The sequence below is a fragment of the Kitasatospora sp. NPDC041988 genome (genome assembly GCF_055588525.1).
In genome coordinates this window covers 53602-66192 of sequence record NZ_JBVJCO010000044.1, presented here as the reverse complement: position 1 = coordinate 66192, position 12591 = coordinate 53602, and the positions used below count along the sequence as shown (strand labels likewise).

The window sequence follows — 12591 nt, the reverse complement described above, 5'->3', positions numbered from 1 at the left end:
GGGAGGGAGGATGCGTGTCTCACGCGTGCTTGCTGCCCCGTGAGGAGGGTTTCGGCTGGCCCTCCCCCCCCCCGGCCCCCCCGCCCCCCCCCGGCCCCGGGGCGGGGTGGGTCAGGCGTTCCACACGCCGGTGGCGGCCGCGGCGCGGGCGAACTCGGCGAAGTCCCTTGGTTCGCGGCCCAGCGCCCGCCGGACGCCGTTCGACAGGTGGGCGTTGCGGCCGTCGAGGATCAGCGTGAAGAGGTCCGCGAACTCGCCCGGCAGCCCGGCCACCGCCAGCACCGCACGGTACTCCTCCACGGTGACGGCTGTGAACCGAATCTGCCGCCCGGTCGCCGCCGACAGCTCGGCCGCGACGTCGGCGAAGGAGAGCAGACGCGGCCCGGTCAGCTCGTACACCTGGCTGTCGTGGCCGTCCTCCGTCAGCGCCGCCACCGCGACGTCGGCGATGTCGTCCGCGTCCACGAACGGCTCGACCGCGCCCCCGGTGGGCAGCGCCAACTCTCCGGACAGGACCGGCTCCAGGAAGAAGCTCTCGTCGAAATTCTGGTTGAACCAGGCGCAGCGCACCACGGTCCAGCCGGTACCGGCCCCGCGGACCGCCTCCTCGGCAGCGCGGGCGGCCTCCTCGCCCCGGCCCGACAGCAGGACGAGCCGTTCCACGCCGGTCTTCGCCGCCAGTCGGGAGAAGGCGCCGACCGCCTCGACCGCCCCCGGGAAGGCGAGGTCCGGGTAGTAGGAGAGGTACGCGGCCCGGACCCCCTCCAGGGCCGACCCCCAGGTGCTCTCGTCGTTCCAGTCGAACGGGACCGGGGCGGTGCGCGAGCCGACGCGCACCTCCTGGCCGCGGGCGGCCAGGCGCTCGGCCACACGCCGGCCGGTCTTGCCCGTCCCACCCGTCACCAGCACGAGCGGGCCGGCGGCACGGGAGGCGGGGCGCTGCTGCGTTTCCTGCGTGGTCTGCGTGGTCTGCTTGGTCTGCGTGTCATCCGTCATGGCAACCAGTCAATTCCAGTCCGGGCAGGCGGACCATAGCCGCCGAGCTCAGCTCCATACGCACGCGTCTACGTGGCTCGGGCTCCACGTGGTTCCGACTCTGCATGGCTCCGGCTCTGCATGGCTCCGGCGAGCCGGCCACGCCCGGTGGCACCGGCCGAGCGCCGTGGAGCAGGCCTTGAGCACCGCTCGACCGGGCGCCCCCGGCCGACTCCCCTCGGCCGGGCTCCCCTCGGCCGGGCGCCTCTCGGCAGCCCCCAGCCGGGCGCCCGGTCAGGACTGGTACTGGTACGGGGTCATGGTGGTCAGGACGGCGAAGCCCAGGCGTTCGAGGATCGGACGGCTCTGGTCGGAGGCGTCGACGCGGAGGTACTCGTAGCCGAGGTCGGCGGCGATCCGGGCGCGGTGGGCGACCAGCGCCCGGTAGACGCCACGCCCCCGCCAGTCGGCCAGGGTCCCGCCGCCCCAGAGGCCCGCGAAACCGGTGCCGGGGTGCAGCTCCATCCGGGCGGAGCTCACCGGGATCTCGCGGCCGTCCTGGTGGGCGACGGCGAGGTGGACGCGGAAGGTGTCCGGGCTCTCCGTGAGCTGGGCCAGGATCCGGCGGCCCAGCCGGGTGCCGTCGGTGCCGAAGGCCTGCTCGTGGACGGCGACGACCTGCGCCACGCCGGCCTCGTCGGTGACCTCGCGCAGCTCGATGCCGGCCGGTGCGTCCGTGGCCGCGGTGCGGCGGAGGAGGTCGGCGACATCGGCGACCATCAGGGTCTCGCCCTCCTCCGGGGTGAAGCCGGCGGCGGCCAGCCGGTCGGAGAGGTCGGCCGGCCGGTCGTGGGCGTACAGCGTCCACTCGAAGTCCTGGCCGAGTCCGGTGTAGTGGCGCACCTGATCGGCGATCGCGGCGTCGGCGCTCCCGGCGTCGAGGTCCGACCAGAGGATGCCGTTCCAGACGTTGTCGGGCCCGGTCTGGCGCACCACGTCCGCGGTGTGCTCGATCCGGGCGGCAGAGGTCTCGGGCTGGGCGCCGCGGCGCATCCGGGCGTCGAGGAGAGCGAGCAGCTTGTCATGATCAGAGTTCATGCGTGCACTTCACCATCCGCGGAACCTGCGGGGCAATCGGAATTCCGCAGGTGACGGGACGGGCGGCGGGACGGGCGGGCCAGGCGGGACGGGCGGGCCGCCGTCCCGCCCGGGCCCCTCGGCGGGCCGGGCGGGTCCGGTCACCGGCGCAACGTCGACGGCTTCAGCGACTCCGGCGGCCTGAGCGGCTTCAGCGGCGGGTGGCGGTCACCACGGTCGCGTCGAGGTCCTCGCACCAGGAGAGGGACGCGTCCAGCCCCGCCGAGCCGGCGACGGCGAGGGCCTCGGGGGCCTGGCGTTCGCTGGTCTCGAAGAGCAGCGAACCGCCGGGCGCCAGCCACTGCGGCGCCTCCCCGGCCACCCGGCGCAGCACGTCCAGGCCGTCCGCCCCGCCGTCCAGTGCCGGGCGCGCCTCGTGCACGCGGGCCTCCGCGGGCAGCAACTCGATGTCGGCGGTGGGCACGTAGGGGACGTTCGCCAGCAGCACGTCCACCCGACCGCGCAGGGCGACGGGCAGCGGCTCGAACAGGTCGCCCTGGAACACCTGGCCGCCGACGCCGGCCAGGTTCCGGCGAGCGCACCCGACGGCGGCCGCGTCGACGTCCGCCGCGTACACCTCGACCGGTCGGCCGACAGCGGCCGCCAGCGCGGCGGCCAGGGCGCCGCTGCCGCAGCAGAGGTCGACCACGAGCGCGCCCTCGGGCGTCAGCCCGGCGGCCGTCCGGACCAGGAACTCGCTGCGGCGCCGGGGCACGAAGACACCCGCGTCCACCGCCACCCGCAGGCCGCCGAACTCCGCCCAGCCGACCACGTGCTCCAGTGGGCGCCCCTCCGCACGGGAGCGGACCATCACCGCCAGCTCCGCCGGCGTGGCCGCGGCATCGAGCAGGATGCGCGCCTCGTCCTCGGCGAAGACGCACCCGGCCGCGCGCAGGCGGGCGGCCACGGACGAACGCAAAAGCGAAGAAGAGAAAACAGACAAAGGAGAAACCCCTCAAAGACCAGGCAGAAGAAACCATCCGCCAGGACTCCCCGAGGGACTGTCACCAGACCGGCACGGCACCGCTAGAGGTGCGGCACCACGCCATCACGGCCGTTCCCGGGGAGCACCCGCTCCGACACACCGGTAATGGGTCTCACCTCCCCGAGTCCGCAGTCACATTCGGCGCGGCCACCCTACCGCACCACCGGGCACCCTCGATTCCCGGCGCCGGGCCCGGCCGGGGTGGTATCCAGGAGCGATGACGACCTCCATCCCTTCCGGCAAGCCGCCCTTCGACGCCGTGCTGTGCGACATCGACGGGGTGATCCGCTTCTTCGACCACCGCGAGACCGCCCGCCTCGAACAGGCGGCAGGGCTGGCCGAGGGCGACACCGAGCGGGCGGCCTTCGCCCCGGGGATCGTGGAGCCGCTGGTGCGCGGCGCGCTCACCCGCGAGCAGTGGGCGCAGGCCCTCGCCGAGCGGCTCGCCGCCGACGGCGTCGCGGCGGGTCCGGCCGCCGAACTGGCCACGCTCTTCACCCGGCCGCCGGCCCGCGTGGACGCCGCCGTGGTCGACCTGCTCCGCCGGGCCCGGCAGCGCTGCACCGTCCTGCTCGTCAGCAACGCCACGGTGTGGCTGGACGAGGACCTGGCCGCGCTCGGGCTCGCCGACCTCGCCGACGGGGTGGTCAACAGCGCCCACGTGGGTGCGGCCAAGCCCGACCCGCAGATCTACCGGTTCGCCGCGGACCAGGCCCGGACCACCCCTGGCCGCTGCCTCTTCGTCGACGACCGGCCGGAGAACGTCGAGGCCGCCCACCGTCTCGGCATGACCGGGCTGCTCTACCGCGATCCCGCCGACCTGCGGCGGGCGCTCGCGCCCCTCATCGGTCCGGCACCCGCGCCCGACTCGCACTGACAGCACCCGGCGCCTTCGGCGGCTCCAGCGGGATGTGTTCGGGGTCCGGGCGCCGGGTCGGGTCGCCCCGGCTCCCGGCAGCACCGTCGTGGCGAACGGCGCGGCGTTCCGGGAACCGGGCGGCGCTACCGGGTGAGGACGGCCGTCATCCCACTCGCGGTGGGGAGGCCCAAGCCCGTTGTCCGTCTCGGCCGGGCGGTCGGGCGGTCCGGCGGTCCGGCGGTCCGGCGAGCCGGCGAGCCGAATCCATTCGGGGCCGAAGGCGGTGGCGGAGCCCTCAGGCCAGGTGCTCGGCGACCAGCTCGGCGAACTCGCCCGGGGTGACGATCCGGATCCCGAGCTCCTCGGCCTTGGCCCGCTTGGATCCGGCCTTCTCACCGGCGACCAGCAGCGTGGTCCGCTTGGACACCGAGGAGGAGGCCTTGCCGCCGGCCCGCTCGATCAGCTCGTTCACCGCGTTGCGGGACAGCTCGGCCAACGGCCCGGCCATCGTGCCGGTGACGACGACGCTCTGGCCGGCCAGCGCGGCCGCCACCCCGGTCTCCTCCTCCGCACCGGACCCGTCGGCGGTGACAGCGGCGGCGGGCGCGGTGACGGCCGTGCCGACACCCTGGGCCGCCAGCCGGTCCAACAGATCGGCCACGTCGGCCAGTTCGGCGACGATGACGGCCGCCTTCTCCACCCCGATGCCGTCCACTCCGGCCAGCGCCTCGGCGTCGGCGGCCCGGATCGCGGCCATGCTGCCGAAGTGCGCCGCGAGCCGGCGGGACATCGTCCGGCCGGTGCCTCGGATCCCGAGGGCGCAAAAGACCCGGTTCAGCGGCTGGGCGCGGGCGGTCTCGATCGCGGCGATCAGGTTGTCGGCGCTGGTGTCGCCCATCCGCTCCAGAGTGAGCAGCTGCTCGCGGGTGAGAGTGAACAGGTCGGCGAGGTCGGCGACCAGACCGGCCTCCACCAGCTGGACGGCACGGGTGCCGCCGAGCCCCTCGATGTCCAGCTGGTCGCGCCCGGCGGCGTAGATGATCGAGGCGACGGCCTGGCAGCCGCGGCCGCGCACGCAGCGCCACCGCTGCTCGGAGGTGTCGATGGCGTCGCCGCAGCGCGGGCAGGCCGCCGGGAAGGCGATCGGCTGCTCGGCGCCGGTCCGCTCGTCCACGAGCGGTGCCTCGACACGCGGGATGACGTCGCCCGCGCGGTAGACGAACACCTGGTCGCCGATCATCAGGCCGCGGCGCTCGATGTCGGCCGGGTTGTGCAGGGTGGCGTAGGTGACGGTGACGCCGTCGATCACCACCGGCTCCAGGACGGCCCGCGGCGCGATGATGCCCGTCCGGCCGACGTTCCACTCGACACCGAGCAGCCGGGTGACCTTGTGCTGCGCCTGGAGTTTGCGGGCGACCGCCCAGCGCGGGGCCCGGGAGCCGGAACCGGCGTCCTCCTGGTCGGCGACCGCGTCGGCCTTCACCACCACGCCGTCGATGCCGAACGGCAGCGCGGCGCGCAGGGCGGCGATCTCGTCGATCCGCTGCCGCACCTCGTCCAGCGTGGTGCAGCGCCGCGGACCGGCCGCGGTGCTCGCCGCGGTGTTGGCGCCCTGCCCGGCCAGGTGGGCCAGCAGCTCGCTGTGGTCGAGCCCGGGCAGGCCGACCGCCCCGTACGCGAAGAAGGTGAGCTCGACCCGGTACGGCCTGTCCTTGGCCCGCAGGGTGCCGGCGGCGCCGCTGCGCGGGTGGGCGAACGGGGTGGCGCCGTGCTCGGTGCGGACGGCATTGGCGTGCTCGAACTGCTCCTGGGTGAGCAGCACCTCGCCGCGCAGCTCGACGTCGAGCGGTTCGGCGAGCCGAGCGGGCAGGCCGAGGACGGCGTCGGCGGCGTGCGTGATGTCCTCCCCGGCGAGGCCGTCGCCGCGGGTCAGCACCTGGACCAGCCGGCCGGCCCGGTAGCGGGCGGCGACCGCGAGGCCGTCCAGCTTGGGCTCCACGCACCAGGCCGCGACCGGCCGGCCCAGCCGCCGCTCCAGCCCGGCCGCCCAGGACTCCAGCTCCTCGGCGGAGAAGACGTTGTCGAGCGAGAGCATCGGCACCGAGTGCGGCACGTCGCCGACCGCCGCGCCGCCCGCGACCTTGCCGGTCGGCGACTCCGGCAGCACCTCCTGCGGGTGCTCGGCCTCGTACGCCTCGATGGCGCGTACCAGGGCGTCGTACTCGTCGTCGCCGAGCGGGGTGGAGCCGTCGGCGTAGTACGCGGCGGCGGCGCGCACGGCGGTGGCGACGGCGTCGGCATAGACGTCCGGAGACGCCAGGGCAGCGGGAGAGGCCATGGTGGCTGCGTCCTTCATACCGACCATCATCGCGCCGGCCACTGACAATCGACCTGGAGTGCGAACCCTGGGCTCCGCCCGGCCGGCGGACCGGCCGGCCCCGGGATCGGCACTGGTCAGACGGCGGACGGGGCCGCCCTGCGGCAGGAGCCGACCTCGTCCTGGGCACCGGGCAGGGTAGCGGCCACCCCGAAAAACGGGACGAGCGGTTTGTCAGTGGAAAACCGGACGCGCTGTATGTTCATACCCTCCCTACGCCCGCCTGTCAGAGCTGCGCCCCGATGCCTTCCCCTCGGCGACCGGCTCCTCACCCGCGCCGCCGGCGGCGCGCGCGGCGGACACCTCGGCGGCCACCCGCGCGCCCCGTCCGGCATCCATCTCCAACGCGGCCAGCACGCCCGGCACCGCCACGGTGGGCATCACGTGCTGGAAGAGCGTGGCGACCCGCCGCTCAAGGTCCGCCCGGCCGGAGAGCTTCTGCGACTGGATCTGCACGCCCGTCCAGGCCGCCGTCACCAACCAGGCGGTGTCGGCCGGGACCACCTGCGGCAGCAGCTCACCCCGCTCCCGCGCCGCGATCAGCAGCTGTTCCAGCCGAGCGATCCACCCCGGGATCGCTCCCCCGCCCAGATCGCCGTGGACGTCCTGCCCCAGCGACAGCCGCGCGCCCGCGCTCAGCAGCGGATCGCGCGGCATCAGGTACGCGACCACCAGTCCGGTGTCCACGAACTCCTGGAGCTTGCAGGCCCGTTCGGGAATGGCATCCTCGACGAACTGCTCCTCCACCACGCCCTGCGCCAGCTCCCGCTTGGACGCGAAATGGAAGTAGACCGCACCCCTGGTCACGCCGGCCCGGGCCACCACCTCGCCGATGGTCGCCGCCTCGTAGCCGAACTCGTCGAAGACCGAAGCCGCTGCCTCCAGAATCAGCCGGCGCGTCCGCACCGCCCGCTCCTGCCGCACCACACGACCACCACCCGCCACAGCGATTGAACAAAACCAGACAGCCCGCATCTTAACTGCCGCGAAATCCCGGACCGCATGCGCTGTTTCGACCCCAAGCACCTCGTGATGAGGCTCCCACAAAACCAACCATGCGGTATATATTCCCGCTTCCCGTCGGCCGGTAGCCGCGCGCGGGGCGGTGGCCTAGGATCCGGTGCCACATATTGGTCTGAACCACTTCGGGTGGACGCGGACGGGGGACACCGATGGACGACGGCAGACGGCTGGCGGACGGGCGCCTGGAGGTCCGCTTCGACGGACTCGCACACGGCGTCACCGCGGCGACCTGGGGGCAACGGACGATCTGGGCGCCGATCACCTGGTACGCGCCCGACGACCACTACTTCAACATCGCGCTGCCCCTTGAGCTGCGTCACCCCGTTGAACCGGCGGCGTTCGGCACAGCGGTGCGGGCACTGCTGGAGCGGCACGAGTCGCTCCGCACCCTCTACCGCACGGGCCGAGACGGCACCCTCGAACAGGTACTGCGCGGGGCCGGCACGCTACCCGTCCGGTTGGTCACGGCCCAGGGCGGCGAGCCACCGGCCGCCGCGCTGGAGCGGATCACCGCACAGGACAAGGCGCTCCGCTTCGAGCTCCTCGCGCACACGGCTCAGATGGACGCGGCGCAGGCGGGCGCGGCGCACGAGGCCGCGGTGCCCCCGGGCTCGGCGCAAGCAGCCGCGGTTTACGCGGAGGTCCCAGCCGGGGACGGCCTCCCGGTCCGGGTCAGTGCCGTCCTGGTCGACGGGCTGGTCACCGCAGCCGTGCTGACCGTGGCGCACATCGCCGCCGACGGCACCGGCGCCCAGGTGGTCCGCGACGACCTGCGCCGCCTCCTCGCCCAACAGCGCCGCCGCCCGGGCACCCTGCCGCCGCCGGTCGCGGGCCGGCAGCCGAGGGAGCAGGCCGGCTACGAGGCGGGCCCGCAGGCGACCGCCCGGAGCGCGGCGGCCCTCGCCCTCTGGACGCGTCAACTGGCCGCGATTCCGGCCTCGCTCTGGCCGGAGGAGGCCGGCCCCGGGGAGGCCGAGCGGTGGTGGGAGGGCCAACTGGCCTGCCCCCGGCTGGACCTGGCGAGCCGGGCCGCCGCGGTGCGCACCGGCACCTCCGCCAGCGCGGTCGTCCTGGCCGCCGTCGGACTGGAGCTGGGCGCGCGCACGGGCGCCTCGGCGGTGCCGCTGAAGGTGATCCTGGGCAACCGGGTGAGCGAGGCCCAGCGGACCGCGGTCGGCGCCTTCGCCCAGAACGGGCTGGTCGTCCTCGGCGCGGCGGGTGAGTTCGATGAACTCGCCCGGCAGGCCTGGCGCTCCCAGCTGCAGACCTCCCGGCACGGTCACTACGACCCGGGCGCGCTGGCCGCGGCGGTGCTGGCGGAGGAGAAGCGGCGCGGCACCGCGATGGACCTCAACGCGCTCTTCAACGACCACCGGGAGCCGGAGCGCTCCCCGGACCGCTCCCCCGCGCCCGAGGCCGTGGCACTCACCGACCTGCCGGCCGGGCGGTTCGGGTGGCGGTCGCGGTGGGCCCGCCAGGACTGCAAGTTCTTCTTCGGCCTGGCGCACCGCGACGGCGAGGCGGTCGCCACCCTGTTGGTGGACACCCGGTTCGTACCGGCCGCCGAGGTGGAGCCCTTGCTGCGCGCCGTCGAGGCCCGGGTGATGGCCGCCGCCGCGGGCTGATCCCGTCCGGGGGCGCGAACGTCCCCGGCCCGCGCGCGGCGGACCGGGGACCTCGTCGGCCTGCTCAGCCCGCGACGGCACCCACCTCCGCGACCCCGTGCCCGGTCACCAGGTGCTCGGCGAGCGCGGCGAGGCTGCGCAGGAAGTCGCCGTCCCCGCCGAGGTCGAGGAAGACCTCGTAGCGTGTCTCCACCGCGTCCACCAGGCGCAGTTGGGCGAGCGAGCCGATGCCGAGGGCGACGAACGGCGTGTCGGCGGCGGCCACCAGCTCGGCGGCGGTCAGCTCGCCGTCACTGGCATCCGAGACGATCCCGGCGAGCGCGGCCAGCAGAGCGCCTGCGCGGGCGACGGTCGGGTGGTCGGCGTACGGGACGTCGGCGTACGGGACGTCGGCGTACGGGTGGTCGGTGTACGGGTGGTCGGTGTTCGGGTGGTCCGTCACAACTGCTCCTTCACGGCTTCGGCGATCTCGGCCACGGTCGGGGTGTCGAAGAAGACGTCGAGGTCGACGTCCACGCCGAAGGACTTACGGATCCGGGCGCCGATCTGGATGAACATCAGCGAGTGGGCGCCGAGGTCGAAGAGGTCCTCGTCCGCGGCGATGTCCGGGATGCCGAGCACCTCGGAGCAGATCGCACCGAGCTCGGCCGCGATCGCGTCCAGGCCGCTCTCCGCGGGCGGCTGCACCGCGACCGGGTCCGGGGCGCTCTCCGTGGGTGGCTGCACCGCGACCGGTTCGACGGCGGCGGCCGTGGGCAGGGCACGGCGATCGAGCTTGCCGTTGGGTGTCAGCGGCATCGCCGCCAGCGGCACGAACAGCTGCGGCACCATGAAGCCGGGCAGCGTCCGCCGCAGGTGTTCGCGCAGCCCGGCCGGGGCCGGCAGCTCCCTGGCGGACGGGTCGGCCACCAGATAGCCGACCAGGCGCGGCTCACCGGCGGCGTCCCGGTCGACGGTGACGGCGGCCTCGGCGACGGCCGGATGCTCCAGCAGCCGGGCCTCGATCTCACCGAGCTCGATCCGGTGGCCGCGGATCTTCACCTGGTGGTCGATCCGGCCGAGGAAGTCGAGCTCGCCCCCGGCCGTCCAGGCGGCCAGGTCCCCGGTCCGGTAGAGCCGGGAGCCGGGCGGGCCGAACGGGTCCTCGACGAAGCGTTCGGCGGTCAGCTCGGGCCGGCCCAGGTAGCCGTGGGCGACCCCGTCGCCGCCCAGGTACAGCTCGCCGGCAACTCCGACGGGCAGTGGGCGGCGGCTCGGGTCGAGCACGTAGGCACGGGTGTTGGCGATGGGACGGCCGATGGCGACCTGCTCCGGCTCGGCGGGGATCTCGGCGCAGGTGGACCAGATGGTGGTCTCGGTGGGCCCGTAGACGTTGAGCAGCCGCGCGGTCCGCGCCCGCAGCTCGCGGGCGAGCGGCAGCGGCAGCGCCTCGCCGCCGACCAGCCCGGTGGCGGCACCGAGCCCGTGGACGGCATCGAGCCCCGGGCCTTCCGTGCCGGTCAGGAGTACCCGCCAGCCGGAGGGGGTGGCCTGGACGTGGCTGACGGCCTCACGGCGGATCAGCGCGTTGAGGCCCGGGCCGTCCAGGGCGAGCCCGTCCGGCGCGAGGACCAGCCGGCCGCCGGTGATCAGCGGCAGGTAGAGCTCCAGCCCGGAGATGTCGAAGGAGAGCGAGGTGAGGCCCAGCCAGACGTCGTCCGGGCCGGAGCCGAGCCGGTCGGCGAAGGAGGTGAGCAGGTTGACCAGCGCCCGGTGCCCGACCGCCACGCCCTTGGGCAGGCCGGTCGATCCGGAGGTGTAGAGGACGTAGGCACGGTCCTGCGGGCCGGGCGCGGTGGCCGGCCCGGCCGCGGTTCTCGGGCCGGAGGGCTCGTCCAGCCGCAGCACCACGGGGGCGGCGGCCGCGACCTCGGCGCCCGGTTCGCCGTCGGCGAGCAGCAGGGCGGCGTCGGAGTCGGCGAGGACGAAGGCCAGCCGGTCGGCGGGGTAGCCGGGGTCGAGCGGCAGGTAGCCGGCGCCGGTGCGGAGGACGGCGAGCAGGGCGACCGGGAGGCGCGAGGTGCGGTCCAGGTGGAGCGCGACCAAGGAGCCGGGGCCGATGCCGAGGGCGGCCAGCCGGCCCGCCAGTTCGACGGACTGCTCCTTCAGTTCGCGGTAGCGGAGGGTGGCGTCGGCGGCGGTGACGGCGGCCGCCTCCGGGGTCGCCGCAGCCTGCGCGTCGAACAGGTCGACCACGGTGCGGTCCGCCGGGTACGGGCGGGCGGTGTCGTTCCAGGCCTCGGTGACGAGGTGGTGCTCGGCGGCGTCGAGCACCGGCAGCGCGTCCAGGGCGGTGGCCGGTTCGGCGATCGCCGCGGTGAGCAGGGTGTCGAAGTGGGTGGCGATGCGCCGGGCCGACTCGGGGGCGAGGACGGCCGGGTCGTACTGGAGGCTGAGCAGGCACCCGTCGGGGGCGTCGACCACCTGGAGGTGCAGGGTGTTGCGTGCGGTGCCGTTGAAGAGCATCCAGTCGACGCGGGTCTCGGCGTCGGTGAAGACGGGCTCGCCGGTGCGGCGCCGGTAGCCGAAGGAGACCGGGGTGAGGCCGACCCGCGGGGTGAGTCCGCCGACCGCGGCGCCGAACGGCACGGTGCGGAACCGGTACAGCTCACGCAGGCCGGCCCGGACGGCGGTGGCGAACTCGGCGAAGCTGGGCGCCGCTTCGCCGACGGGCGGCGCGTGGTGCGGCAGCTCGTTGACGAATAGGCCGATGGCGCCCGCCAGTTCGGGTGTACGGGTGGACAGTGGCAGAGCCACCGGGGTGTCGGTGTTGCCGTAACGGCGCAGCAGCGCGTGCACGGCGGTGAGCAGGAATTCGAAGGTGGTCACCCCGCAGGCGCGGGCGGCCGCGCCGAGGGTGACGGGGTCGAGCGCTCGGGTCACGGCCTCGCCGGGGCCGGCGCCGTGGGCGGTGCGGCGGACACCGGGCAGGAGCACGTCGGCAGAGTCGGCCCAGCGCGGGCCGAACCAGTCGGCGGCCTCCCGGACCAGCGTCGCGTCGGGGGCCGGCGCGACCGGGTGACCGCGCTCCGGAACGCCGTGCTCCGGCGCGCCGGCCGGGGCGCCCGCCACCAGGGCGTTGTAGGCGGCGGCCAGGTCGGTGACCAGGACGTCCTTGGAGATGCCGTCGAACACGGCGTGATGGGCAACGACCAGCAGATCGGCGCGCCCGTCAGGGCCGTGGAACAGGGTGAACCGGGCCAGCGGTCCGGCGTCCAGGGCGAACGGCCGGGCGGTCTCCTCGGCGATCAGCTTGGCCAGGCTGTCCGGTCCATCCACGGCCGTGTCGGTCTCGGTGACGGTGAACCCGGCCTCGGCGGGCCGGAGTTCGAGCGTGCCGTCGTGCTCGACCAGAACCGCACGCAGCGCCGGGTGCCGCTCTGCCACCGCGCCGCAGGCGGCGACCAGGGCCGCGGTGTCCACCCGGTCGAAGGTGATCCGCAGCGGCATGTGGAAGCCGGTACGGGCGGCGCCGAGACGCTCGGTGAGCCAGACACCCTGCTGCGCGGGAGACGCGGAAGGCGAGGGAGACGCAGGTGCCGCAGGTGAGCCAGGTGTGGCAGGTATGGCG

The 12591-nt window shown here is 74.7% G+C and carries 9 protein-coding genes; 2 read left to right on the top strand and 7 right to left on the bottom strand.

All coding sequences use genetic code 11. From position 1 onward, the window contains the following. Positions 1-111: 111 nt before the first annotated feature. The 3 genes from ACZ6NC_RS32845 to ACZ6NC_RS32835 form a co-directional block, all read right to left on the bottom strand. The gene (locus ACZ6NC_RS32845) at positions 112-996 is read right to left on the bottom strand and encodes a Rossmann-fold NAD(P)-binding domain-containing protein (protein WP_465737508.1); all 885 of its coding nucleotides are present in this window, start codon (positions 994-996) and stop codon (positions 112-114) included. Positions 997-1269: 273 nt separating this feature from the next. Continuing rightward, entirely contained in the window at positions 1270-2073 is an 804-nt protein-coding gene (locus ACZ6NC_RS32840; protein WP_465737507.1) for a GNAT family N-acetyltransferase, read from the bottom strand. A gap of 190 nt (positions 2074-2263) precedes the next feature. Further along, positions 2264-3019, bottom strand: coding sequence for a putative protein N(5)-glutamine methyltransferase (locus ACZ6NC_RS32835; RefSeq protein ID WP_465737506.1), 756 nt, complete (start codon positions 3017-3019; stop codon positions 2264-2266). A gap of 295 nt (positions 3020-3314) precedes the next feature. Between ACZ6NC_RS32835 and ACZ6NC_RS32830 the strand changes: the two genes are divergently transcribed. Next, on the top strand, positions 3315-3974 hold the full coding sequence (locus ACZ6NC_RS32830; protein ID WP_465737505.1) for an HAD-IA family hydrolase: 660 nt from the start codon (positions 3315-3317) through the stop codon (positions 3972-3974). A 277-nt stretch (positions 3975-4251) separates the two neighbouring features. On the opposite strand, the gene ligA is transcribed toward ACZ6NC_RS32830, so the two are convergent. Together ligA and ACZ6NC_RS32820 are read right to left on the bottom strand one after the other, a co-directional pair. Further along, positions 4252-6321 (bottom strand): NAD-dependent DNA ligase LigA, encoded by a 2070-nt coding sequence (gene ligA / locus ACZ6NC_RS32825; protein WP_465737521.1) that lies wholly within the window; start codon positions 6319-6321, stop codon positions 4252-4254. Positions 6322-6546: 225 nt separating this feature from the next. Then, positions 6547-7239 (bottom strand): ScbR family autoregulator-binding transcription factor, encoded by a 693-nt coding sequence (locus ACZ6NC_RS32820; RefSeq protein WP_465737504.1) that lies wholly within the window; start codon positions 7237-7239, stop codon positions 6547-6549. Between the two features lie 266 nt (positions 7240-7505). Between ACZ6NC_RS32820 and ACZ6NC_RS32815 the strand changes: the two genes are divergently transcribed. Next, a complete protein-coding gene (locus tag ACZ6NC_RS32815) occupies positions 7506-8981 on the top strand; it encodes a condensation domain-containing protein (protein ID WP_465737503.1) in 1476 nt (491 codons plus the stop codon). Positions 8982-9045: 64 nt separating this feature from the next. Here the strand turns inward: ACZ6NC_RS32815 and ACZ6NC_RS32810 are convergent, their stop codons facing one another. Both ACZ6NC_RS32810 and ACZ6NC_RS32805 read right to left on the bottom strand, forming a co-directional pair. Then, positions 9046-9423 (bottom strand): hypothetical protein, encoded by a 378-nt coding sequence (locus ACZ6NC_RS32810; protein ID WP_465737502.1) that lies wholly within the window; start codon positions 9421-9423, stop codon positions 9046-9048. Then, positions 9420-12587 carry a non-ribosomal peptide synthetase gene (locus ACZ6NC_RS32805; protein ID WP_465737520.1) on the bottom strand — a complete coding sequence of 1056 codons (3168 nt, stop codon included), beginning with the start codon at positions 12585-12587 and terminating at the stop codon, positions 9420-9422. The genes ACZ6NC_RS32810 and ACZ6NC_RS32805 overlap by 4 nt, the downstream gene beginning before the upstream one ends. Positions 12588-12591 lie beyond the last annotated feature (4 nt).

Bases quoted from the DNA above. Each gene is read 5' to 3' on its own strand.
- ACZ6NC_RS32845 (WP_465737508.1), bottom strand. From the start codon at position 996: ATGACGGATGACACGCAGACCAAGCAGACCACGCAGACCACGCAGGAA.
- ACZ6NC_RS32840 (WP_465737507.1), bottom strand. From the start codon at position 2,073: ATGAACTCTGATCATGACAAGCTGCTCGCTCTCCTCGACGCCCGGATG.
- ACZ6NC_RS32830 (WP_465737505.1), top strand. From the start codon at position 3,315: ATGACGACCTCCATCCCTTCCGGCAAGCCGCCCTTCGACGCCGTGCTG.
- ligA (WP_465737521.1), bottom strand. From the start codon at position 6,321: ATGGTCGGTATGAAGGACGCAGCCACCATGGCCTCTCCCGCTGCCCTG.
- ACZ6NC_RS32815 (WP_465737503.1), top strand. From the start codon at position 7,506: ATGGACGACGGCAGACGGCTGGCGGACGGGCGCCTGGAGGTCCGCTTC.